A 24,250-nucleotide genomic window follows, 5' to 3' on the forward strand; every position below is an offset into this window, starting at 1 on the left:
GCCCTTTGCGATGAAATGTGACATCAGGAACATTCTGCATTTCTGGCGCAGAACCGTGCGACTTTCCATGACAAAATAGCCCCAGCCTGGTTGACTGCACATGGTTGGGTGACTTGGGAATTGGCGTTGGTACGGTACGGATGGGACGGGGTCATAGCACCAGATGCGGGTTGCTTCCCATTTCAAGCCCCGGAAATATGATGCTTTCCAGATCACTGACCGACGTCCCGAACAGTTCGCGCATCAGCCATCCGGCATGCGCGCGCACGTCGCGGGTGGGCATCAGGTCCCGCCGCTTGTAAAGTGCGCTTTCCTCCAGTCCTGGCCAATCGGTCACCACCCGGCCGCCACGAATCGCGCCGCCGGCCATGATCATGGCGCCGGCGGTACCGTGATCCGTGCCGTTGGATCCGTTGAGGCGGACCGTCCGTCCGAACTCTGTCATCGCGACAATGGCCGTTTTGTCCCAGACCGGCCCCAGTCCTGACTTCAACTCCAGAATCACTTGTGCCAACCGGCCCAATGCTTTGTTCAGTCCCTTGTATTGCTGAGCATGCGTGTCCCACCCGTTCAAAGAAAAAGACGCGATGCGGGTGGCACCGCGCAGCTGTTGCGCTGCAAATTCGGCAATCTTGGTTTCCGTCCCGCCACGCGTCGCCGCCAGCATGTTCTGCTGCATCTCGGCGAGTATCTCGCTTTCGCTGGCAAGGCTGCGCACCGGGTCACCATCCGACCCGGCAAGACCGTAAGCCTCTTTCAGGGCCGCGGAAAACAGAGGATCCTCGGCCATAACCATTTCCGCCAGCAACATGGCCTGCGGGCTGAGTTGCAGATCACTGTCGGGCGACCAGTTGGAAACAGGGGCCGAACCGGACAGAACCGCCATATTGTCGCGCCCGATGGCAAAGGCCGAGCGCGTGGTGAGACCCGGCATCGTCGTCATCATCCGGTTCAGCCAACCGTCCCGCGCCAACCCCTGTGCCAGATCGGGTGTTCCGGCCTCCAGCAGGTCCTGCCCGTCGAAATGGCTGCGCTTGTCGCGATACGGCGTCGAGACCGCGTGAACGAAGCCCAATTGTTCGGCATGCCACAAAGGCATCAATGGGCGGAGCGCGGGATGAATGGCAAAGAACCCATCCAGATCGACCGGTCCGGTGTCCGAGACCATGGGGTGATGTCCGCGCAAGGCGCGATAGGCCGGATCGCCATAGGGGCGTACGACGCCGATACCGTCCATGCCGCCGCGCAGGATGATCACCACCAGTCGGTTGTCACCGGGGGCGGCTGCAAAGGTCATCGGCGTCAACAGCGGGCTGGCCGCGGCCGAACATCCAAGGGCTGCCGAACGTGTCAGAAAGGCGCGGCGGGTAAGGGGGCGTTGCGACATCGGATTGCCTTTATTGGCGTTGAAATGCGGGGGAGGCGAGGATCAGGCCGATGCCATCCGCGCGGCTTTCGGCAGCCTTGGCGGCAAAGGCGGTGGCCGCGCTGCTGCGCGTCCCAAGCGCCGTGCGGACAAAGTCGCGCGGGTCGGGCAGGTCCGGGCGCAGCACTTGCGGCACGGCCACGGCCCATTGCAGGCGTGCGGCAATGCCTTGCGGCGTCACCCATTGCCTGTCTTCCTCTGGCCATCCATCGGGGCCTTCGGGACGCTCCCATATCTGGCCCATCAGCCCCATCGGCTGGATGATGTTAAGCTGAAGCGCGCGTTCGTCGAACCCCGCGATCAGCTCCGGCGCAACGGCGAGCGCACGGCAGGCGGAGCTGACGAAATCAATCGGTTGCTTGATGTTGCCTGCCGGGACCCAGGCGTCGGGGTGATTGAGCAGGGTTTCATACACCTGCATCAGATCTCCACGGCTGTCATCGTAGCGCCGCGTCATCGCAACGACCAGCGCCTCTGTCGGAGTGTCGGATACGAAATGCACGGCAAGCTTCCAACACAGGTGCCGGGCTGTCGCGGGGTGGCGGGCAAGATCGCGCAGCGCAGCATGGACATCGCGCAGCCGCGCCGGATCGCCGCCATATTCCTTGCCAAGCACTGTCTCCGCGCCAGGTTCGGCGAAATGCTTGTTGAACTTGAACCCGGCGCGGATCTGAAAGGTCAGCCCGGTAAAAAGCTCTGCCAGTTGGCGCACATCTTGTTGTGTATATGGCCCGTCAACGCCAAGCGTGTGCAGTTCCAATACCTCGCGGGCAAGGTTTTCGTTCAGCCCGGTGTTCTTTTTCCGCCGCGTGGCCACGGCGCTGTTCGGCCCCACAGAGTTTTGCTGGTCAAGGTAATGCAAGAACAACGGATGCTTCACTGCAGCGATCAAAAGCTCTTCAAACCGGCCGGTCAGATGCGGGCGGATGGCATCCTCGATATAGGGAGAGGTGGCGCGACGCAGCACGCCGGTCTTGCCTCGTGCCGTAAAGTGATCGCCCCAGAAATGCGCCAACCTTTCGCGCAATCCGTCTTCGGTCCAGGTGCGCCGCATCAATGTTTGCCCAAACCAACCGGCCGCGTCGATTCGCGCGGTTTGATTCAGGCGTCGGATCGCCTTTGTTGCCGCACGGGACGCGGGCGATCCGCGATCCTTGCGACGGATTGCGGACTGGCGCGCGCGCTCCAGCATCCGGCCCTGAAAGGTCTCGAACGATTCGATGGGAAAGCGGGCGGCCATGTCATCGGGGCCGGAAAGCGCGGCGAGTATTGCTTTGGTTGATTTTGCAGGGGCCAGCACAGGCGATAGCCCGCAGCCAAAGCGAATCTCTGCCAGATCTGGGTCGAAGGACAAGACGGAACCTGCATCATGTTGTTGCTGAGCCTGGCGTGAATATAGCACCGCCAAAACGACATTACATCTGTCCTGATCGCCGTGTCGGCGTTCCGCCGCCGAAGCCTTGCGGGAACGAATTTCGGGTGGGGGGCGTTTGCCTGCCATACCGAATTCGGAGGACAAGACATGCCATCTATCTACGACGCCATCCGAGAAGATCACAACCTGCATCGCGACCTTCTTGACCGGATTGCAGACACGTCAGGTGCAAGCGAGGAACGCAAGTCCGCCTGGGACGCATTCTACCGCGAGATCAAATCCCATTCGGCAGCTGAGGAAGAAACGTTTTATTCCAAATTGATGCAGCAAACCTGGGGGCAGGATGCGGCGCGCCATTCGGTGCATGAGCATGCACAGATGGACGAAATGCTGGAAGAGCTGCGCGAGATGGATTTCTCATCGACCGGTTGGCTGACGCGGTTCAAGACGCTGAAACACGATTACGAACATCACATGGAAGAGGAAGAACAGGACGTTTTCAAACGGGCCAGGCAAGTGATCGGAGAAGAAGAAAATGACGCTTACGGCGAACGGTTCCTCAAGCGAAAATCGCAAGAGGCCGAACTGATCCCTGAAAAACGTGCAGACGCGCTCGAAGATTGATCGGAGCTATTGGTCGACAAGAGCGTATCCCGCCCCGGACTGGATCCGGGGCCTCTTGTTCGATTGGGCAAGCTTGACGGCGAGGCCCCGGGTCAAGCCCGGGGCACGCTCCAGATGAACGAAGCCATCGCCACTTTGGCGGTAGTATGGCCTGACAACACTGCCGTTGTCCATCTGTGCTGATTTCAGGTGTCTTGTGGGATCACGCGCAGCGACAGTTCCATCAACTGGTCTGACGTCGGTTCCGACGGGGCGTTCATCATCAGGTCTTCGGCACGCTGGTTCATCGGGAACATGATGACCTCGCGGATATTGGCCTCGTCCGCCAACAGCATCACGATCCGGTCGATACCGGCCGCGCAGCCGCCATGGGGCGGCGCGCCAAAGCGGAACGCATTGACCATGCCGCCAAAGCGTTTTTCAACCTCATCCTTGCCGTAGCCCGCGATTTCGAACGCCTTGAACATGATCTCGGGGCGGTGGTTCCGAATGGCACCCGACACCAGCTCATAGCCGTTGCAGGCCAGGTCATACTGATAGCCCAGAACATCCAGCGGGTCGCCGTCCAGCGCCTCCATCCCGCCCTGCGGCATCGAAAACGGGTTGTGTTCGAAGTCGATCTTGCCGGTTTCCTCGTCCTTTTCGTAGATCGGGAAATCCACGATCCATGCAAAGGCAAACCGGTCCTTGTCGGTCAGGCCGAGTTCCTCGCCGATGACATTGCGCGCACGTCCCGCGACGGTTTCGAACGCCTTGGGCTTGCCGCCCAGGAAGAAGGCCGCGTCGCCAATGCCAAGGCCCAACTGCTGACGGATCGCTTCGGTCCGTTCGGGGCCGATGTTCTTGGCCAGAGGGCCTGCTGCTTCCATGCCGCCTTCGATCTCGCCGGATTTCAGCTTGGCTTGCGCTTCCTTGACCGTGATACCTTGTTCCTGTGCAACGGCATCAGCCGTCTTTTCACGCCAGAAGATATAACCCATTCCGGGCAGACCTTCTTTTTGAGCGAAGGCGTTCATCCGGTCACAGAATTTACGGCTGCCGCCGGTGGGCGCAGGGATGGCGCGGATCTGGGTGCCGTCCTGTTCCAAAAGCTTGGCGAAGATTGCAAAGCCGGAGCCAGCGAAATGTTCCGACACCACCTGCATCTTGATCGGGTTGCGCAGGTCCGGCTTGTCCGACCCGTACCAAAGCGCCGCGTCACGATAGCTGATGTGGGGCCAGTCTGCGGCCGCGTCGACCTTGCGGCCACCGCCGAATTCCTCGAACACGCCGGCGATCACGGGGCTTATCGTATCAAACACGTCTTGCTGGCTGACAAAGGACATTTCCATGTCCAACTGATAGAAATCAGTGGGCGAGCGGTCTGCGCGCGGGTCTTCGTCGCGGAAACAGGGCGCGATCTGGAAATACTTGTCAAAGCCCGAGACCATGATCAGCTGTTTGAACTGCTGTGGTGCTTGGGGCAGCGCGTAGAACTTGCCCGGATGCAGACGCGACGGCACCAGAAAGTCGCGCGCACCCTCGGGGCTGGAGGCGGTGATGATCGGCGTCTGGTACTCGCGGAACTTCCGGTCCCACATCTGCTGGCGCAAGCTGCGCACCACGTCCGAACGAAGGGTCATGTTGCGCTGCATCGCCTCGCGCCGCAGGTCGAGGTAGCGATAGCGCAGGCGGGTTTCCTCGGGGTATTCCTGATCGCCGAACACGATCAACGGCAATTCCTCGGCTGCGCCCAGAACCTCGACCTCGCGGACAAAGACCTCGATCTCGCCAGTGGGCAGCTTCGGGTTGATCAGGCCTTCGTCGCGGGCCTTTACGTCGCCGTCGATGCGGATGCACCATTCGCTGCGCACTTTCTCGACCTCGGCAAAGGCCGGGCTGTCGGGATCGCAGATCAGTTGGGTGATGCCGTAATGGTCGCGCAGGTCGATGAACAGCACGCCGCCGTGGTCGCGGATGCGATGAACCCAGCCCGAGAGCCGAACTGTCCGGCCCACATGGTCCTTGTTCAGCCCTTCGCAGGTGTGGCTGCGGTATGCGTGCATGTCATTGCCTCTTCGAATGGATGGTTTGCGCGTCGGTACACCCGCGATAGGGCGGGAAGTCAAGCCAAACGCCCCGCGATTTTGCGCGAAATCGCCCGCATCCGCTGTGTTTGGGCGCTGAAATGTAATTCTACCCATCTGCGGCACCTTGTTGGCGCGCAAGATGCAAGCCAGCGGGCGGAGACAAAGGCCGTGCAGGATTTGACTTGTGGGGCCGCGCCTGTGTACTGAGACGCGGCCCGAGCCTGCGCGTCGGGCTATTGTGATTTGTCTGTTTGCGGTCCCCACACCATACGGAAAAGCGCGTCGTTTGGGGCTTGAACGTCAAGTTGCGATCTCTATAACCCACGACAATTTGCGCCTTGGGGTGCGACTCCCCGCACCCTGAGCCCCGCCAACGCTGAAAGAGGTCTGACCATGCCAAAACGCACCGATATTTCATCAATAATGATTATCGGCGCCGGCCCCATCGTGATTGGTCAGGCGTGTGAGTTCGACTATTCCGGCGCACAGGCCTGCAAGGCGCTTCGGGAAGAAGGCTACCGGGTGATCCTGGTAAACTCCAACCCCGCCACAATCATGACAGACCCAGGCCTGGCCGATGCAACCTATATCGAGCCGATCACGCCAGAGACCGTCGCCAAGATCATCGAAAAAGAACGGCCCGACGCGCTCTTGCCGACGATGGGTGGCCAGACCGGCCTGAACACCTCGCTCAAGCTGGAAGAAATGGGGGTTCTGGCGAAATACGGGGTCGAGATGATCGGCGCCAAGCGCGAGGCCATCGAGATGGCCGAAGACCGCAAACTGTTCCGCGAGGCGATGGACCGGATCGGGCTGGAAAACCCCAAAGCCACCATCATCACCGCGCCCAAAGGCGCGAAGGATAAGGTGGATCTGAACGCCGGGGTGCAACTGGCGCTTGATGCGCTTGAAGAGATCGGACTGCCGGCGATCATCCGGCCCGCTTATACGCTGGGCGGCACCGGCGGTGGCGTGGCCTATAATCGCGAGGATTACATCCATTATTGCCGCACCGGTATGGATGCCTCGCCGGTAAACCAGATCCTTGTGGACGAGTCGCTGCTGGGTTGGAAAGAGTTCGAGATGGAGGTTGTCCGCGACAAGGCGGATAATGCGATCATCGTCTGTGCCATCGAAAACGTCGATCCGATGGGCGTGCATACCGGCGACAGCATCACCGTGGCACCGGCGCTGACGCTGACTGACAAGGAATACCAGATCATGCGCAACGGCTCTATTGCCGTGCTGCGCGAGATCGGGGTCGAGACTGGCGGGTCGAACGTGCAATGGGCGATCAACCCCGAAGACGGCCGCATGGTGGTGATCGAGATGAACCCGCGCGTGTCGCGGTCCTCGGCACTGGCATCCAAGGCGACAGGGTTCCCGATTGCCAAGATCGCCGCGAAACTGGCCGTGGGCTTTACGCTGGACGAGCTGGACAATGACATCACCAAGGTCACGCCCGCCAGCTTCGAGCCGACCATTGACTATGTCGTCACCAAGATCCCCAAGTTCGCGTTCGAAAAGTTTCCGGGCAGCGAACCGCATCTGACCACCGCGATGAAATCGGTGGGCGAGGCGATGGCCATCGGCCGCACCATCCACGAGTCGCTGCAAAAGGCGCTGGCGTCGATGGAATCCGGGCTGACCGGCTTTGACGAGGTAGACATCGAAGGCGCGCCCGAAAAATCCGCTGTCATCAAGGCAATCGGCAAGCAGACACCCGACCGGATGCGCACTATTGCTCAGGCGATGCGTCACGGGCTGAGCGACGATGAAATCCACGGCGTCACCATGTTCGATCCGTGGTTCCTGGCCCGCATCCGCGAGATCGTCGAGGCCGAGGACGTCGTGCGTGAAACCGGCTTGCCGACCGATGAGGAAGGCATGCGGGACCTCAAGATGATGGGCTTTACGGACGCGCGTCTGGCCAAGCTGACAGGATTTTCCGAAAAGGACGTGCGCAATCGGCGCCACGCGCTTGGCGTCACCGCCGTGTTCAAACGCATTGATACCTGTGCCGCCGAATTCGAGGCGCAGACGCCTTATATGTACTCCACCTACGAGGCCCCCATGATGGGCGAGGTAGAATGCGAGGCCCGCCCATCCGATCGCAAGAAGGTTGTCATTCTTGGCGGCGGTCCCAACCGGATCGGGCAGGGGATCGAGTTTGATTATTGCTGCTGTCACGCCTGTTTTGCGCTGACTGATCAGGGTTACGAGACCATCATGGTCAACTGCAACCCGGAAACCGTCTCGACCGACTATGACACATCTGACCGACTGTATTTTGAACCGCTGACCTTCGAGCATGTGATGGAGATCATGCGCGTGGAGCAGCAGAACGGCACGCTGCATGGCGTGATCGTGCAATTCGGCGGGCAGACCCCGCTGAAGTTGGCAAACGCGCTGGAGGCAGAGGGCATTCCGATCCTCGGCACCACACCGGACGCCATCGACCTTGCCGAAGACCGCGAGCGTTTTCAGGCGCTGGTCAATCAGTTGGGCCTGAAACAACCGCGCAACGGCATCGCCTCGACCGACGCGCAGGCACTGGCAATCGCCGACGATATCGGCTTCCCGCTGGTGATCCGTCCGTCCTATGTGCTGGGCGGCCGCGCGATGGAGATCGTGCGCGATATGGCGCATCTGGAACGCTACATCAAAGAAGCCGTGGTCGTGTCGGGTGACAGTCCCGTGTTGCTGGACAGCTACCTGTCCGGTGCCGTGGAATGCGATGTGGACGCGATTTCCGACGGCAAACAGGTGCATGTCGCGGGTATCATGCAGCATATCGAAGAGGCCGGAGTGCATTCTGGCGACAGTGCATGTTCGCTGCCGCCCTATTCGCTGTCCGACGAGATCATCGCGGAACTGAAGGTCCAGACAGAAGCGCTGGCGCTTGCGCTGAACGTCGTGGGGCTGATGAACGTGCAATTTGCCGTCAAGGACGGCGACATCTACCTGATCGAGGTGAACCCCCGCGCCAGCCGCACCGTACCGTTTGTTGCCAAGGCGACGGACTCGGCCATCGCCTCCATCGCCGCGCGGGTCATGGCCGGCGAACCGCTGTCCAACTTCCCGATGCGGGCACCATATCCAGCGGATGCAGGGTATGATGACGTGCTGCCACTGGGCGACCCGATGACACTGGCCGATCCGAACATGCCGTGGTTCAGCGTGAAAGAGGCGGTGCTGCCCTTCGCGCGCTTCCCCGGTGTGGACACGATTCTGGGGCCGGAAATGCGTTCTACAGGCGAGGTCATGGGCTGGGACCGGTCCTTCCCGCGGGCCTTCCTCAAGGCGCAGATGGGGGCGGGCGTGATTTTGCCGGACGAAGGCAACGTGTTCTTTTCGATCAAGGATAATGACAAGACGCCGGAACTGGTTGAAACCGCGCAGGTGCTTGTGGATCTGGGTATGAAGATCATTGCGACGCGCGGCACAGCGGCCTTCCTTGAGCAGCACGGCATCGACTGTCAGGTGGTCAACAAGGTTTACGAGGGCCGGCCCAACATCGTCGATATGATGAAGGACGAACAGATCGCGCTGGTGATGAACACGACCGAAGGCGCGATGGCCGTCGAAGATAGTCGCGAAATCCGGTCCGTCGCGCTTTATGATAAGATCCCCTATTACACGACTGCGGCGGGGGCGCATGCCACGGCGCTGGCGATGAAGGAACGCGGCGAGGCTGACCTTGTGGTAAAACCCCTGCAAGGCTGACGCCCGCACCTGACTTTCCAGAATGGCCGGGGGCGCTTGTGCCCGGCCATTTGCATTATCTCGTGCGTTTGATTTCTCACGCCCGGATCACGAGTTCGCGAGATCCGGAAATTATCTGAGTTTTCCTGAAACTCTGCCCAAGCCCGCTCGTGACTTCGTGCAGAGATCATCAACAGGAGGACTCACCATGGCCCATTTGGCCTCAAGCTACACATCCTTTGAAACCTTTCTGAAGGGCGCGGATGCGTTCTGGTCGGTCGATCTGGCCGCGCTGAATTCCTCTGGCGTGACCGGCAATGCCGTATTGGCAATGGCCACCGAAGACGATGGCACTCGCTATCTGAATGTGTCCATCGCCGCTGAAGGGCTGGCCCCGTCGGTAACCCACCTCCAGCATATCCACGGACTGTTTGACGAAAATGGAAACCCGATCGATTCCACCACTCCCGGTCTTACAGAAGATGCCGATCTGGACGGCATGGTTGAGGTTCTCGAAGGTCTGACAAAATATGGTGACATCCTGTTGCCCCTGGTTTCACCCGAAGGTGGCGCATCGCCGATGGCAGATGTGAACGGGGAGTTGTCGTTCCTTCAGTCCTATAATCTGGAAGACGATTCCAACTTCTTCAGCCCGGTAACTTCGAACGATTACACCTCTGACGACATCATGCCTCTGTCCCTGCGCGAGATTGTTCTGCACGGGGTTGAAGTGCCTACGGGTATCGGCTCCGGCACGGGTGGCGAAGTTGATGGCAACCAGAATGGCCTTGTCACACTGCTACCTGCTGCGGCGGGCGAGATCGAACAGATCGATCTGACCCAAGCGCTTGATATCCTCGAAGACCAGCGGGCCGATGCCAGCGACATCTTCATCTTTGGTGCCGGTGCTGACGTGTTCGACGCGGGAGCAGGGGATGACGTGCTGCGCGGTGGTGACGGGAATGATACGCTTTCCGGCGGCACCGATGACGACTTCATTGACGGTGGCGCGGGTGATGACGTGCTCGACGGCGGGGCAGGTACGGATCATCTGATTGGCGGCACGGGCAATGACCGTCTGACCGGCGGCGGCGGCAGTGACCGTCTTGTTGGTTTGGACGGCAACGACATCCTGACAGGAAACGATTTCGGTGACCAGCTGCTGGGCGGCAATGGTGATGACTTCCTCAACGGTGGTTTCGGATTTGACCGTCTGAACGGCGGCGACGGTGCCGACAGCTTCTTCCATGCCGGAACGAAAAAGCACGCGACAGATTGGGTGGCTGATTACGATGCCTCTGAAGGCGACCTTCTGGTCTATCGCAAGGGCGCGCAAGCCAGCGACTTCGCCGTTAACTTCGGAAACACGCCGGGGGCGGGTGACGGCGATGTCGACGAAGCGTTCGTCGTTCACCAACCTTCAGGCATGATCCTGTGGTCATTGGTCGATGGCGGCGCACAGGACGAGATCAACTTGCAGATCGGCGGCGAAGTCTACGACCTTCTAGGCTGACCGTTTGCGCGGGAAACAATTCTCAAAAACAGCGAGAGGGCACCGGGTCAGGTGCCCTTTTTCCTGCGATCAGCGATCGACCTAAATTTGCGTCAGCTCGTCGGATCAAGGAACGGCGAAAAAGGGTGGGGATTATCCAACCCGACATCTGACCGGGCAGGATGCTAGAAGTTGATCGTGACGTCGGGCAGTTTCAGCGCCTTCAGCAGATCGCGCAGTTCCTGACGCGCAGCGATATTGGAAATGTTAAGCTGCTTGACCCCGATATCCTTGAGGTCCAGCAGGGTCAGCCCGCGTGGAAACAGCTCGCGGAATACCACCCGTTCGTTAAAACCAGGGGAGACGCGAAACCCGATCCGTTTCGACAGCCGGTCCAGCGCTTGTTCCATTTTCTGCTTGTTGACCATGTTTTGTGAACCTAGGCGATTGCGCAGCACCACCCAGTCGATCGGCTTCAGCCCAGCCTGAGCGCGCAACTGCCGCGCATTCCACACCATTTCAGAATAGACCGACGGACCCTTGATTGTGGTTCCGTTGGCATCCGTCTGAGCCAACAAATCAAAATCCACGAAACTGTCATTCAAGGGCGTGACCAGTGTATCGGCCAGCGAATGGGCAACCTGGCTAAGCCGGGTGTGCGAGCCGGGACAGTCGATCAGGATGAAGTCGCTTTTGCTTTCCAGTTCGGCAATGGCGGCGGACAGGCGGTGGTCATAGATGTTTTCGCCTTCCGGAATGTTCGCCGGATCAATATCCGGAAGTTGCATGAAATTCGGCGTCGGAAGGTCCAGACCTTCATGGGCAAGAAATTCACGCCGATTCAACGTGTAGCGCCCGAATGTCTGCTGGCGCAGATCAAGATCCAGCGCGCCGACCGTATGGCCCATCCTGACAAGGGCCGTCGCCACATGCATCGACACGGTAGACTTGCCCGCGCCGCCCTTTTCATTCCCGACTACGATAATATGCGCCACTGACCGACCCTTGTCTTTGAACCCACATGTTTGGCTGTGGTGCCTTTGCGAACACTCTATCTTGCGTGATTTCCCAAGAAAAGGGCGCAAGACGTTGTTATCCAGCGAATGTCACGCCGCAGCCACCGGACCGCAATGGCCGAGGAACCCGCGAGTACTCTATGGATTTGAGTATGCCTACGGAAAAATGAAAATCACGCGACAAGAGGTTGGACATGAACGCGGACAATATCATCCGTCATGTCAGCTAAAGGCGTTTGTTTGAGTACTTTGCTCGACTAAACTGAAGGCTTATCTACGTTGGCGCTCGCCCCTTGTTTAGCTTCATATTTTCGCCAAATATGCATGTGCCCTTTTTGACGCGCGTCGGCGAGCCATAGCTTCTTTCGTGCGTCAGGTAGTTCTAACGAACGATATTTTCCGCCTGAGAACTTTGGCCAATCAATGGCTAAGCCGAGTTTAACCATTTCTGCCGATAGATCGCGACCATCAAGCAAGTGGCATTTTGCTACGGTACGGCCGTAGTCGTCTTGATCTGTGATCTCCGCGCGCACTGTCTTGCCCTTGCACAAGGAGACCAAAGCCCATTTCGCTTTCTTGCCATAAGGATGGTTCATTTCGGGGGCATCGACACCGAACAACCGTATCTGGGTCTTTTTGATGACCACGGTATCGCCATCAACGACGTAAGCGGCACCCTCCAGAATCTCGTTTTCGGTTACTGGATGTGCACTGTCCGTATCGAAAGGTTGAGGAAGTCTTTCAGCGGTATTGATCACCTCCGTGCGATCGTCGCTTATTTCTTCTTCGGGGCTCCGCCTTTTGGCAAAGAAAAAAAGCTGCAGCGCCTGCGAGTAGCGATAACAAAATTGCATATATCAAATTGGCCAACCCTTCATTGTTCTGGTCGCGGCACCGTTTCGCCGAGATACAATGCACAAGTTAACAAAATCTGCAAACGTCGCGGATCAACCTTCCGGTGCAGCACCAAACAAAAAACGCCGCCCCAGATGGAGCGGCGTTCTGCAAATTCGATTGAACGAAGGCTTCAGAAGCCAAGGCCCTCGTATTTCTTCTTGAACTTGGTGACACGGCCACCGGTGTCCATCAGACGCGATGTGCCACCGTTCCAGGCAGGGTGCACCGAAGGGTCGATGTCCAGTGAAAGCTGGTCGCCTTCCTTGCCCCAGGTGGAGCGCATTTGTACGACGGTACCATCGGTCATCTTGACGTTGATCTCGTGGTATTCGGGGTGAATGTCTTTTTTCATCTCGCCGATCCTTACGCCTGAGCGCCCGCTTTGGGCTTGTAGTTTGCGACTTCCGCAATCCGGGCCGACTTGCCGCGACGGGTGCGCAGATAGTACAGCTTTGCACGGCGCACACGGCCGCGACGCACCACGGTGATGCTGTCGATATTGGTCGAGAACAGCGGGAACACACGTTCCACGCCTTCGCCAAAGGAAATCTTGCGGACGGTGAACGATCCGGCAATGCCGTGGCCGTTCTTGCGGCTGATGCAAACGCCTTCGTAGTTCTGAACCCGTGTGCGGGTCCCTTCCGTCACTTTATAGCCGACACGGATCGTGTCTCCGGCTTTGAAATCGGGAACGTCTTTCCCGAGGGAAGCGATCTGTTCCGCCTCCAGTTGAGCGATGAGGTCCATTGACCTACTCCTATGTTGCCTGCGGTTGTTCCGCAAAGTTCTGTCGCGTCCTCAGAGCTCTTGGTCTTCTTCCGGGTCCCTGTTGTGCGCCGCACACCAAGCCCGCCAGAGGTCAGGTCGTCGTTCCTTGGTCAGCCTTTCGGCCATGTCCCGCTGCCAGTCCGCAATCTTCGCGTGATGGCCTGACAGAAGAATGTCAGGTATGTCGCGACCGTTCCAGACAGTTGGACGTGTGTACTGGGGATGTTCCAGAAGGCCATGGGAGAAGGACTCCTCTTCCGTGGACGCCTGATTCCCAAGCACGCGGGGTATAAGCCGGACCGTGGCGTCAATCAAGGCCTGAGCGGCAATCTCTCCGCCGGTCATGACAAAGTCGCCCAATGAGACCTCGGTGATGCCGTAATGGTCGATGACACGTTGATCGAGCCCCTCAAAACGGCCGCAGATCAGTGTCACGCCGTCTGTCCGGCTAAGGCTGCGGGCCATTGATTGATCGAACGGGCGTCCGCGTGGCGAAAGATAGATCAGCGGGGCATTGCCGCGGGTCCTGGATTGCGCATGCTCGATCGCGGCACCCATGACATCGGCGCGCAGGACCATGCCCGCACCGCCGCCCGATGGCGTGTCATCGACATTGCGGTGCTTGCCCTCGCCAAAGCGACGCAGGTCGATTGCGTCAAGCTGCCACAACCCTTCTTTCAGCGCCTTGCCGGTCAAAGACCCGCCGAGAACACCGGGGAACAGTTCCGGGAAGAGGGTGATGACTTGCGCCACCCATGCGCCCCGAAGCTCTGGCGTGTGGGTGATCAGCTCTTGCGGCTTGAGCGAGGCGCGGATGGTCTTGCGTCCGTGGGATTTTGGTTGGTCAGTCATAAGCCGCTGCATAGGGGCTTTGTGCGGGCTTGGGAATGCCTATTGCGTCGGTAAAGGGACGCGTCGGTGCATCGCGGAACAGCGGCGCTGGTGTCTAAAATCCGCACATGGTTCGGCACTGCACAGTTTCTGTCGATCTGGCCTTGCACAAGGCTGGAGGGCCATGGCTTGGCGGATGTCAGAACAGGCCGTCAGGCGGGTCGGCAACGATGCGGCCAGAGGCGATATCCACCGTCGGCACGCTGGCCATCGTGAAGGGCAGGAGCACGGTTTCGCTCTGCCCCGAGGCCTGAATTTCCAGAAGATCTGCGGCACCGTGGTTCAGCACCGCTTTCACGCGGCCAAGCTCTGTCCCGCCGGTGTCATGCACCGTCAGGCCGATGAGGTCGGCATGGTAATATTCGTCATCGGGAAGGGACGGCAGGCGGTCGCGTGGCGCGAACAGCCTGGTGCCGCGCAGGGCGTCGGCCTGTTCCTTGGTGAGGATGCCAGACATCTGCGCGGCAAAGCCGTTCTTGACGGGGCGGGTCAGGGTGATGTCAAAGCTCTGCTTGCCGTCTTCCGTGCAGAGCGGCGCGTAGTCGGCAATGTCCTCAGGGTCAGCGGTGAAGCTTTTCAGGCGCACCTCGCCCTTGACACCAAAGGCACCCGCGATGGCCCCGACACAGATCAGATCGCTCATTTGATTGCCCCGACGCAATGGCCTTGTCGCATTTGCCCGGCCCCTTGCGTGCATTGTTCTGCCGCGTTGTTACGTTCGAACATCACGCCCGCAGCAAAGGCGAGAAGCGTGAAGATGGCAAGACGCAATAAGCGGAACATTTGGAAACCCGATAGGCTGGGGATGGGATCGGCGCTTTTTCAGCATGGCTGAAAATCGCCCCGCCCACCATCCCCGGCGGCACCCGCTTATTCTGCGGAGGCTTCTTCTTCGGCTGGTGCTGCAGCGGCTTCGGCTGCGGCGCTTGCCTTGGCGGTTTTTTCCTCGGCACGGTCCTGGGCTTTCTTGCCCGGAACAGCTTTCTTGGGGTTGCTGCGCTCTTTCTTGTCCAGAACGCCAGCGGCCTCGAGCATGCGCGACACGCGGTCGGTGACCTGCGCGCCTTCGCCCAGCCAATGCTTGACACGGTCAATGTCCATCTTGACGCGCTCTTCGCTGTCTTTGGCCAGCAGGGGGTTATAGGTGCCCAGCTTCTCAATGAAGCGGCCGTCGCGCGGCATGCGGGTGTCGGTCACGACGATGCGGTAGAAGGGGCGCTTTTTGGAACCGCCACGGGCGAGACGAATTTTGGTAGCCATTGAGTTTCTCCTTTGAATGGCAGGGGGCGGCGGGGTGGTCCCGCCTTACGATTTGTGTTGTTCGTGGTGTTTGATGACTTCCTGAATCACGAAATTCAGGAATTTGGCGGCGAATTCCGGGTCGAGATCGGCCTGCGTCGCCAAGTCTTGCAACCGCTCGATCTGCTGCGATTCGCGGGCAGGGTCAGAGGGCGGAAGGTCGTGCTCTGCCTTCAGCACACCCACGGCTTGGGTGTGCTTGAAGCGTTCAGCCAGAGTGAACACGAGGATCGCGTCCAGCCGGTCGATGCTTTCGCGATGCGATTTCAGCAATTCGGCGGCGCGGGTCACGCTATCGGTCATGTGCGGGCCTCGGACATGGGGTGGAGATCGCGATCCGTCAATTGCAAACCTCCATGGGCTTGAGCAGCGGATCAATGTCGTTCTGGATTTCCAGCACCGGGGTCATGCCAGCACCTCTGCCGGTCCGGGATGACGATAAAGCATCTCGTCGCCCATATGGATGTTCTTGTAGCTGCGCTCAAAGCCGGCACCCAGACGTTCGGCCAGTGCCACGGAACGCGCATTGCCGGGCACGATGTTGGAGGTCAGCGTCTTCAGCCCCAGATCCTCGTAAGCATATTGCCGGGTGCGGGTTGCAGCCTCATAGGCGATGCCGCGGCCCTCGAACCCTTCGAACACCACCCAGCCGATTTCTGGCTCTGGCCAACCTTCGGGATTCCAGATGCCGCAGATGCCTGCGGGCTGGCCGGTCTCACGGATTTCGATGGTGAAATAGCCATACCCGTGAATATGCCAATGTCCGACATTCAGGGCAAACCAGCGCCATGCGTCACCGCGGTTGGGCGACGCGCCAAAGCCGGCGGCGCGGTCCTGGTCCAGAAGAAAGGCGATCATCGGTTCGATGTCACGTTCTTCCGGGCCGCGCAGAATCAGGTTTTTCGTGTCCAGCACGGGGGCTTGAGTCAGGTTCATACGCGCACTCCCGCCTCCGCAAGGCAGAGCAGGACGTCGAGATATGACGCGCGTGTATGAAAGGTGAGTCTGGGCATTACACTACTTCTTCTTGCCGAAACCGCTGAGACCGGGTGGCAGCCCGCCGCCGCCCAATCCGGGAAACTTGCCGCCTGCGCCCAACTGCTTGGCCGCTGTTTCAAGCGCCTTGGGGTCCATGCCTTGCGCCATCTGCTCTGGCGTTGGGCCGCCTTTGCCCATCATGCCTTTCATCGCCTGCTTCAGCATGCCGCCTTTGCCCATCTTGCCCATCTTCTTCATCATGTCCGCCATCTGGCGATGCATCTTCAGAAGCTTGTTGAGGTCGGACACTTCCATGCCCGCGCCGCGCGCGATGCGCTTCTTGCGGCTGGCCTGAAGCAGCGCGGGGTTGGCGCGTTCCTTCTTGGTCATAGACTGGATCAGCGCGACCTGACGCGTCAGCATCTTGTCGTCGATCCCTGCGCCGTCCATCTGTTTGGACATCTTCGCGGCACCGGGCATCATCGACATCATGCCTTCCATGCCGCCCATCTTCATCATCTGCTCAAGCTGGCTCTTCAGGTCGTTCATGTTGAACTGACCCTTGGTGAAGCGACGCATCATGCGCTCGGCCTGTTCGACCTCCAGCGTTTCCTGAGCCTTCTCGACCAGCGCAACAATGTCGCCCATGCCAAGAATACGGCCCGAGATCCGTTCCGGTTCGAACGTCTCCAGCGCGTCCATCTTTTCGCCCAAGCCCACAAAGCGGATGGGCTTGCCAGTGACGGCGCGCATCGAAAGCGCCGCACCGCCACGGCCGTCACCATCCATCCGGGTAAGGACAACGCCCGTCACGCCGATCTTGTCGTCAAATTCAGTGGCGACGTTGACCGCGTCCTGACCGGTAAGGCCATCGACCACCAGCAGTGTCTCGCGCGGGTTGGCGACATCGCGGACGGCGGCGGCCTGTGCGATCAGTTCCTCGTCAATGTGCAGACGTCCAGCGGTGTCCAGCATATAGACGTCGTATCCGCCAAGGCTGGCTTGCGTCTTGGCTCGCTTGGCGATCTGGACAGGATCCTCGCCCTTCACGATCGGCAGGGTGTCCACACCGATCTGCACACCGAGGATTTGCAGCTGCTCCATCGCGGCCGGACGGTTGACGTCAAGCGAAGCCATGAGCACGCGCTTGCCGTCCCGTTCCTTCAGCCGCTTGGCCAGTTTCGCGGTTGTCGTGGTCTTACCCGAGCCTTGGAGACCGACCATCAGGATCGGCGCGGGCGGGTTGTCGATCTTCAGCTTGCCGGGATCTTCGTCGCCGGTCAGCACATGGACCAGCTCGTCATGCACGATCTTGACGACCTGTTGGCCGGGTGTGACCGATTTGGTCACGGCCTGACCGGTCGCCTTGTCCTGCACCGCCTTGACGAAATCGCGCGCGACGGGCAGCGAAACGTCCGCCTCCAGCAGGGCGACACGCACTTCACGCAGGGCGGTCTTGACATCGTCCTCGGACAGGGCACCCTGTTTGGTAAGCCGGTCGAAAACGCCGGAGAGACGCTCGGATAGATTTTCAAACATTCCCGCGGCTCCTTCGCCCGTTTCGATATGATCCTACAGGTAAGCAGGACTGGCCCAAATGCAATTGTCCCCCGTGGGCGAAACTCGCTGACGGGGGGCGATCCCTGACCACTCAGGGACCGGAAGTATGACAGACTTCCGGATGTATGCCGCGCGGATAGGCTAAAAGGGCGTAAGGAGTCAAGTCCGCACGGTCATATCCGGCACAGGGAGGATGCGATGCGGGACGGTGTAATCTTTGTAGCGACGGGGCAGGGCTATCTCGAACTGGCAATGCAGGCGGCAGAAAGTCTGCGCGCCACCAATCCGGGTTTGCCGGTGGATCTGTTTACAGATCTGCCGGATGCACCGGGGCTGGACCTTTTCGACGAAGTGCATGCCACGCAGGATTCGCACACGCGCGCCAAGCTGGATTGCTTTGCCCGCGCGCGATTCGAACGGGTGTTGTATCTGGATTGTGACGTTCTGGTGCTGGCACCCCTGGGGGATCTGTTTGGGTTGGCGGATCGGTTTGCGCTGTCGCTGGCGCATGACATGCGCCGCTGTTCGCCGTTGATACGACAGGGCCACGCTGTCATGACACCCTATGCATTTCCGCAACTGAATTCCGGCGTCATGCTGTATCGAAATGACACAGTGATGGCGGCATTCTTTGGCGAGTGGAAACAGCGATATGTCGAGGCCGGCATCGCGCGCGATCAGGTGACATTGAAGGATCTGTTGTGGGAAAGCGACCTGCGTTTCTATGTCCTGCCGCCGGAATTCAACCTGCGCCGCGTGACCGAGTTGGACGCTTGGGAGCCATTGGATGCCATCCCGACAATCCTGCATTCGCATCGATTGTTGCAGCATTTGCGCGGGCAGGGCGCGCGCGTCACCACGTTTGAGGTCCTGCGAGAGTTGGAACGCGAGGCGCTGGAAGCGGAATGGGCATCGTTGGGGGACGAGGGACCGTGGCCGCGGTGAAATGGCCGTGTTCGCTAACGAACAGTCTGCTGCACGCTGCGACTGTTTAGTTCTGCGCCACCTCGAAGCAGCCTGATGGTGCCGTGGTAGAGGCCCCTTGGCCAGGTGCTTCCGCTGCGTTTGCGACCGGTGGCCCGGAAAAACTGTGCCTGCGGTTTGTCCAGCGTCACCGATTGGCGAATGATCCGCCCTTCAGGGCCGGTCAGGGACATCTCGATCATGTCGCCCTGCTGCCCGCCATAGGCCAGACCAAAGACGACCATCGCCGGCGACGCGGTACTTAGCATCTGTCCTGCTTTGCCCGCTTTGATGTCGGAATAGTCGGGCACGGCCTCTGCCAGGCCGACATCAATGATGCCACCCGCGAAGGGAGGAAACTGATCTTGCCAAAGGGCGGGGGCGTCGGCACCATCACAGCCTTCGACACCGTTTGGTTCGAACGGATCGACAACGGTGCCGTCGCGCCGAAGGGTGAGATGAAGATGCGGAAACTGGGTGCGGCCACTCAGACCTATTGCGCCCAGTTGTTGCCCGGCGGCTACGATCTGCCCTTGTTGCACGGTGATAGAGCCACGGCGCATATGGCAATACTGCGTCTGCCAACCATCCGAGTGGTCGATCACCACGCCATTGCCACAGTCCCGACCGTCGATGGCTGTTATGTCCGAATTGGCAAATATCCGGTCCGCCATGCCGTCGCGCGTTGCCCGGACAGTGCCATCCGCAGCCGCCAGAACAGCCACGCCCTTCTGCATGTCCGCGATAGTCGCCAGCGCGAAATCTGTGCCCTGATGGCCGTCATAGCTTAGCGCGCCACAGTGAAAATCCAGCACTTCCGGCCCCGGTGCCCGGTCCATGTAATGCTGTATGTGGCATGTGTCACCCAGCGTGCAATCGACCGGGGTCTGTAACGAAAACTCCCCCGCCGCAGATGTCGCGGCGAGGGAGATTGCAATCGCGGCCAGATGCCGGAACATTACTCTGCGGTCAGCAAAGGCGGCTTGTCGCCCGACAGACGCTTGCTTTCCGGGCCGCTCATTTCAAGATGCAGCTTGCCATCTTTCAACCCGACCTTGACCAATCCGCCCTTCGTCAGTTTGCCAAACAGCAGCTCTTCGGCCAGTGGCTTCTTGATGTGTTCCTGGATCACACGGCCCAGCGGGCGCGCGCCCATCTTGTCATCATAGCCCTTATCGGCCAGCCAGGCGGCAGCGGGCCGTGTCAGTTCTATGTGGACATTGCGGTCCATCAACTGCGCTTCGAGTTGCAGAACGAACTTCTCGACGACCTGAAGGATCACATCTTTCGGCAGCGGTGCGAAGGAAATGACCGCATCCAGACGGTTGCGGAATTCCGGCGTGAACGTCCGCTCGATCGCGGCGGTGTCTTCGCCCTCGCGGCGGTCACGGCCAAAGCCGATCGCCGCCTTGGCCAGTTCGGTCGCGCCGGCATTCGAGGTCATGATCAGGATCACGTTGCGGAAATCCGTCGTGCGCCCGTTGTGATCCGTCAGCTTGCCGTGATCCATCACCTGCAACAGGATGTTGTAGACATCCGGATGCGCCTTTTCCATCTCGTCGAGCAGCAGCACGCAATGCGGGTTCTGGTCCACCCCATCGGTCAGCATGCCGCCCTGATCGAAGCCGACATAGCCCGGAGGAGCGCCAATCAGTCGGCTGACCGCATGCTTTTCCATATACTCGGACATGTCAAAACGCAGCAGTTCCACACCCAGCGTATCGGCCAGTTGCTTTGCCACTTCGGTTTTGCCAACACCCGTAGGTCCGGCAAACAGGTAGTTGCCGATGGGCTTTTCGGGTTCGCGCAAACCGGCACGGGCCAGTTTGATCGCCGAGGAAAGCGCATCAATCGCCGCATCCTGACCGAAGACCACGCGCTTCAGGCTGGCCTCCAGATCCTTGAGCACTTCGGCATCGTCCTTGGAGACGTTCTTGGGCGGGATGCGGGCGATCTTGGCCACGACCGCCTCGATCTCCTTGGCACCTATCGTCTTGCGGCGCTTCGATTCGGCCACCAGATGTTGCGCGGCACCGGCCTCGTCGATGACGTCGATGGCCTTGTCGGGCAGCTTGCGGTCGTTGATGTAGCGTGCAGACAGCTCCACCGCCGATTTGATCGCGTCAGCGGTATACTTGATGTTGTGGTGGTCCTCGAAATAGGGCTTGAGACCCTTCAGGATCTTCACTGTGTCATCCACCGACGGCTCGCTGACGTCGATTTTCTGGAACCGACGGCTCAGCGCGCGATCCTTCTCGAAATGCTGACGGAACTCCTTGTAAGTGGTGGAGCCCATGCAACGCAGCTTGCCGCCCTGAAGCGCGGGCTTCAGCAGGTTGGAGGCATCCATCGCCCCACCAGAGGTCGCGCCCGCACCGATCACGGTGTGGATCTCGTCGATGAACAGGACCGCGTCGGGATGATCCTCAAGCTCTGTCACGACAGCCTTCAGCCGTTCCTCAAAGTCACCGCGGTAGCGAGTGCCTGCCAGCAGCGCGCCCATGTCGAGCGAGAAGATGGTCGTTTCCGACAGAACCTCGGGCGTGTCGCCCGAGACGATCTTGCGCGCAAGCCCCTCGGCGATGGCGGTTTTGCCAACCCCGGGATCACCGACCAGCAGCGGGTTGTTCTTGCGGCGACGGCAGAGAACCTGAATGCAGCGTTCCACCTCGGAATTGCGACCGATGAGAGGATCCACGTCACCCTTGCGGGATTTTTCGTTCAGATCGACGCAATACTTGGCCAGAGCGGATTCCTTCTGGTCACCGTCAGTGACCGGAGGTGTTTCTTCCTCGATCTCCGTGGCCCCTTGCACGGGGCGCGCTTCGCCGTAAGCAGGATCCTTGGCGACACCATGGGCGATGAAATTCACCGCATCATAGCGCGTCATATCTTGTTGTTGCAGGAAATAGGCGGCGTTGCTTTCGCGTTCGGCAAAGATTGCCACCAGCACGTTCGCACCGGTCACTTCGGTCCGGCCAGAGCTTTGTACATGAATCGCGGCGCGCTGGATCACCCGCTGGAACGCGGCCGTCGGCACAGCTTCGGATCCTTCGATATCGGTCACGAGGTTGGACAGGTCGTCATCGATGTATTCGACAAGCGACGTGCGCAATTCCTCTGTATCGACCGAGCAGGCCTTCATCACCCGCGCGGCTTCCGGTTCGTCAATCAGGGCAAGCAGAAGATGTTCCAACGTGGCAAATTCATGCGCCCGTGAATTTGCCAGCGCCAACGCTGCGTGAATCGCCTGTTCTAGGGTCGTTGAGAATGAAGGCACGGTGTTGGTGCTCCTCTTATCTGGGTCGGTGCCGGTCTTAGCCTGCTCAACCATGGCCTCTTGGTATTAAAGTGTGGTGGATGTTCCCCCACATCTACAAGTTTTTTCTGCATTTTGGCCGGTCACATTTGGGAGTAGTGCTGCAACCTGACGTGAAATGCATCTAGAAGTTGTCCTTGCGCGTCCGTATTTCTGCGAAAACGCTGGCGTCCGAAGCATCCGGCATACCGAGCGCTTCTTTGACTTGCGGAAGGTTCGCGCGCAGGAACGGGTTGGTCTCCAGTTCCTCTGACAGAACGGAGGGCACCGTGGGGCGGCCTTCAGAGCGCGCAGCTGCAACCGCCTCGCACCTTGATTTAAGGCTCGGATTCTCCGGTTCAATACTCAGCGCGAATTTTGCATTGCTCATCGTATATTCGTGACCGGAGTAAATCTTCGTTTCGGACGGCAACGCGGCCAGTTTGGACAGGCTGTCCCACATCATTTCCGGCGTGCCCTCGAAGACCCGACCGCATCCCAGGGCCATCAGGCTGTCGGCGGTAAAGACGGCACCGGCATTGGGAAAATGAAACGCCATATGGCCAAGCGTATGGCCGGGCACTATCATCGGCACGACATACCCTGCATCCGTGCCGCCGTTCATGCCCTCCTCCAGCGCCCTGTCCAGCGGGGGCAACTTTGCCTCTTCAGCTTTGGGGCCCATCACCTTGCATCCGTAGCGCGCGCGCAATTCACTAACGCCGCCGACATGATCGTGATGGTGATGGGTGATCATAATTACATCCAGACCCCAGCCTCGGTCCTCCAGCGCCTTGATGATCGGGGCGGCTTCCGGAGCGTCGATCAGGCAAACGCCATCCGGCCCCTTGACGAGATAGGCATAATTGTCGGACAGGCAAGGCACGGTGATGATCTCAAGAGGCATGGTCTTTCCTTCGGTCTTGGATAAACTGCGGCCAGCTTCGCCGATCAATGAGAGGGCTGCAATGCATCTCGACGTGCAGGACCTGCGCAACTTCTATTATCGCAACGCGCTGGGTCGCGAGGCACAGAAGGTTCTGCGTGGCCAGATGCTTCGGCTCTGGCCCGAGGCGCAGGGGCAGATGGTCGCCGGATTCGGCTTTGCGGTACCGCTGCTGCGCCCCTACCTGGCCAATGCGCGCCGGGTGGTCGCACTGATGCCCGGCCCCCAGGGCGTCATGCCCTGGCCGCCGGGCATGGCCAATGTCAGTGTGCTGTGTGACGAAGAGCTTTGGCCGATCGAGACGGGTCATGTCGACAAACTGGTGGTGATGCACGGGCTGGAGGCGTCGGAACAGCCGACGGCGGTTCTGGACGAGTGTTTTCGGGTGTTGGGGCCGGGCGGCAAGGCGCTGTTCATTGTCCCCAACCGCGCGGGCCTGTGGTCACGCAGCGACGAGACGCCGTTCGGCTATGGGCGTCCCTATACGTCGCGCCAGCTGGAAACGCAGCTGAAAAAGCACAACTTCATGCCGGAACAACAAGTGACCGCCCTTTACCAGCCTCCCTCGCGTCGACGGTTCTGGATGAAAACCGGCCCGATGTGGGAACGGCTGGGGCATTCGGTGTCTGCCCTGATGTCGGGCGGGGTTCTGATGATCGAGGCGTCAAAGCGGGTGCAGGCACCGTCTGGCCCCGGAGAACGTGTGCGGGTGCCGTCGCCGCTGGCCGTGCTCGGCAATGCGGAGGCCAAGCCCAAGCCGATCTGAGAGGCGCGGCGCAATCTGGAAAATCGCTGGCGCAGCGCCCGGAAAAAGGGCAGGCTGCGGATCACATGGGCGCTTTGAGTGCCGCGCGGACGCTTCAGAATCGCACAAACGACGAGGAATTGCGGCAATTTCTTCATCTTTTTGCACGCGCAGAAAGTCGCACTTTGTCTAACTGAT

21 protein-coding genes are annotated in these 24,250 nt (G+C 59.8%); 5 read left to right on the forward strand and 16 right to left on the reverse strand.

Annotated features, from left to right (window positions below):
* Window positions 1–151 precede the first annotated feature (151 nt).
* Both ACN0WV_RS05860 and ACN0WV_RS05865 read right to left on the reverse strand, forming a co-directional pair.
* The gene (locus ACN0WV_RS05860) at window positions 152–1,387 is read right to left on the reverse strand and encodes a DUF1501 domain-containing protein (RefSeq protein ID WP_417604286.1); all 1,236 of its coding nucleotides are present in this window, start codon (window positions 1,385–1,387) and stop codon (window positions 152–154) included.
* Between the two features lie 10 nt (window positions 1,388–1,397).
* Complete coding sequence (locus tag ACN0WV_RS05865; protein ID WP_417604288.1) at window positions 1,398–2,780, reverse strand: DUF1800 domain-containing protein; 1,383 nt, start codon at window positions 2,778–2,780, stop codon at window positions 1,398–1,400.
* A gap of 168 nt (window positions 2,781–2,948) precedes the next feature.
* On the opposite strand from ACN0WV_RS05865, the gene ACN0WV_RS05870 reads away from it, so the two are divergent.
* Window positions 2,949–3,425: a hemerythrin domain-containing protein gene (locus ACN0WV_RS05870; protein ID WP_417604289.1), complete on the forward strand. Its 477-nt coding sequence runs from the start codon at window positions 2,949–2,951 to the stop codon at window positions 3,423–3,425.
* A gap of 185 nt (window positions 3,426–3,610) precedes the next feature.
* Here the strand turns inward: ACN0WV_RS05870 and aspS are convergent, their stop codons facing one another.
* On the reverse strand, window positions 3,611–5,470 hold the full coding sequence (gene aspS / locus ACN0WV_RS05875; protein ID WP_417604290.1) for an aspartate--tRNA ligase: 1,860 nt from the start codon (window positions 5,468–5,470) through the stop codon (window positions 3,611–3,613).
* Between the two features lie 417 nt (window positions 5,471–5,887).
* On the opposite strand from aspS, the gene carB reads away from it, so the two are divergent.
* Both carB and ACN0WV_RS05885 read left to right on the forward strand, forming a co-directional pair.
* A complete protein-coding gene (gene carB / locus ACN0WV_RS05880; RefSeq protein WP_084351806.1) occupies window positions 5,888–9,220 on the forward strand; it encodes a carbamoyl-phosphate synthase large subunit in 3,333 nt (1,110 codons plus the stop codon).
* A gap of 187 nt (window positions 9,221–9,407) precedes the next feature.
* Window positions 9,408–10,712 carry a calcium-binding protein gene (locus ACN0WV_RS05885; protein ID WP_417604291.1) on the forward strand — a complete coding sequence of 435 codons (1,305 nt, stop codon included), beginning with the start codon at window positions 9,408–9,410 and terminating at the stop codon, window positions 10,710–10,712.
* A 164-nt stretch (window positions 10,713–10,876) separates the two neighbouring features.
* Here the strand turns inward: ACN0WV_RS05885 and ACN0WV_RS05890 are convergent, their stop codons facing one another.
* The 10 genes from ACN0WV_RS05890 to ffh form a co-directional block, all read right to left on the reverse strand.
* Entirely contained in the window at window positions 10,877–11,686 is an 810-nt protein-coding gene (locus ACN0WV_RS05890) for a division plane positioning ATPase MipZ (RefSeq protein ID WP_417604293.1), read from the reverse strand.
* A 278-nt stretch (window positions 11,687–11,964) separates the two neighbouring features.
* On the reverse strand, window positions 11,965–12,561 hold the full coding sequence (locus ACN0WV_RS05895) for a thermonuclease family protein (protein WP_417604295.1): 597 nt from the start codon (window positions 12,559–12,561) through the stop codon (window positions 11,965–11,967).
* A gap of 173 nt (window positions 12,562–12,734) precedes the next feature.
* Window positions 12,735–12,956: a 50S ribosomal protein L31 gene (rpmE, locus tag ACN0WV_RS05900; protein WP_084351814.1), complete on the reverse strand. Its 222-nt coding sequence runs from the start codon at window positions 12,954–12,956 to the stop codon at window positions 12,735–12,737.
* 11 nt (window positions 12,957–12,967) lie between these two features.
* Window positions 12,968–13,351 (reverse strand): 50S ribosomal protein L19, encoded by a 384-nt coding sequence (gene rplS, locus ACN0WV_RS05905; RefSeq protein ID WP_084351817.1) that lies wholly within the window; start codon window positions 13,349–13,351, stop codon window positions 12,968–12,970.
* A 51-nt stretch (window positions 13,352–13,402) separates the two neighbouring features.
* Window positions 13,403–14,224 carry a tRNA (guanosine(37)-N1)-methyltransferase TrmD gene (trmD, locus tag ACN0WV_RS05910; protein WP_417604297.1) on the reverse strand — a complete coding sequence of 274 codons (822 nt, stop codon included), beginning with the start codon at window positions 14,222–14,224 and terminating at the stop codon, window positions 13,403–13,405.
* A 178-nt stretch (window positions 14,225–14,402) separates the two neighbouring features.
* Complete coding sequence (gene rimM, locus ACN0WV_RS05915; protein ID WP_084351818.1) at window positions 14,403–14,906, reverse strand: ribosome maturation factor RimM; 504 nt, start codon at window positions 14,904–14,906, stop codon at window positions 14,403–14,405.
* Between the two features lie 227 nt (window positions 14,907–15,133).
* A complete protein-coding gene (rpsP, locus tag ACN0WV_RS05920; RefSeq protein ID WP_084351820.1) occupies window positions 15,134–15,523 on the reverse strand; it encodes a 30S ribosomal protein S16 in 390 nt (129 codons plus the stop codon).
* Between the two features lie 45 nt (window positions 15,524–15,568).
* The gene (locus ACN0WV_RS05925) at window positions 15,569–15,865 is read right to left on the reverse strand and encodes a chorismate mutase (protein WP_084351822.1); all 297 of its coding nucleotides are present in this window, start codon (window positions 15,863–15,865) and stop codon (window positions 15,569–15,571) included.
* 102 nt (window positions 15,866–15,967) lie between these two features.
* Complete coding sequence (locus ACN0WV_RS05930; protein ID WP_417604299.1) at window positions 15,968–16,498, reverse strand: GNAT family N-acetyltransferase; 531 nt, start codon at window positions 16,496–16,498, stop codon at window positions 15,968–15,970.
* Between the two features lie 81 nt (window positions 16,499–16,579).
* Window positions 16,580–18,079 carry a signal recognition particle protein gene (gene ffh, locus ACN0WV_RS05935; RefSeq protein WP_417604300.1) on the reverse strand — a complete coding sequence of 500 codons (1,500 nt, stop codon included), beginning with the start codon at window positions 18,077–18,079 and terminating at the stop codon, window positions 16,580–16,582.
* Window positions 18,080–18,298: 219 nt separating this feature from the next.
* Between ffh and ACN0WV_RS05940 the strand changes: the two genes are divergently transcribed.
* Entirely contained in the window at window positions 18,299–19,045 is a 747-nt protein-coding gene (locus ACN0WV_RS05940; RefSeq protein WP_417604302.1) for a glycosyltransferase family protein, read from the forward strand.
* A 14-nt stretch (window positions 19,046–19,059) separates the two neighbouring features.
* On the opposite strand, the gene ACN0WV_RS05945 is transcribed toward ACN0WV_RS05940, so the two are convergent.
* The 3 genes from ACN0WV_RS05945 to gloB form a co-directional block, all read right to left on the reverse strand.
* Window positions 19,060–20,022, reverse strand: a complete 963-nt coding sequence (locus tag ACN0WV_RS05945) for a M23 family metallopeptidase (RefSeq protein WP_417604304.1) — start codon at window positions 20,020–20,022, stop codon at window positions 19,060–19,062.
* Window positions 20,022–22,343 (reverse strand): ATP-dependent Clp protease ATP-binding subunit ClpA, encoded by a 2,322-nt coding sequence (clpA, locus tag ACN0WV_RS05950; RefSeq protein ID WP_084352237.1) that lies wholly within the window; start codon window positions 22,341–22,343, stop codon window positions 20,022–20,024. The genes ACN0WV_RS05945 and clpA overlap by 1 nt, the downstream gene beginning before the upstream one ends.
* 163 nt (window positions 22,344–22,506) lie before the next feature.
* The gene (gloB, locus tag ACN0WV_RS05955) at window positions 22,507–23,268 is read right to left on the reverse strand and encodes a hydroxyacylglutathione hydrolase (RefSeq protein ID WP_417604306.1); all 762 of its coding nucleotides are present in this window, start codon (window positions 23,266–23,268) and stop codon (window positions 22,507–22,509) included.
* A gap of 61 nt (window positions 23,269–23,329) precedes the next feature.
* Between gloB and ACN0WV_RS05960 the strand changes: the two genes are divergently transcribed.
* Window positions 23,330–24,073, forward strand: a complete 744-nt coding sequence (locus tag ACN0WV_RS05960) for a class I SAM-dependent methyltransferase (RefSeq protein ID WP_417604308.1) — start codon at window positions 23,330–23,332, stop codon at window positions 24,071–24,073.
* The last annotated feature ends 177 nt before the right edge of the window (window positions 24,074–24,250 follow it).

Origin of the sequence: Primorskyibacter flagellatus (genome assembly GCF_048268605.1) — a bacterium.
GTDB lineage: Bacteria > Pseudomonadota > Alphaproteobacteria > Rhodobacterales > Rhodobacteraceae > Primorskyibacter > Primorskyibacter flagellatus.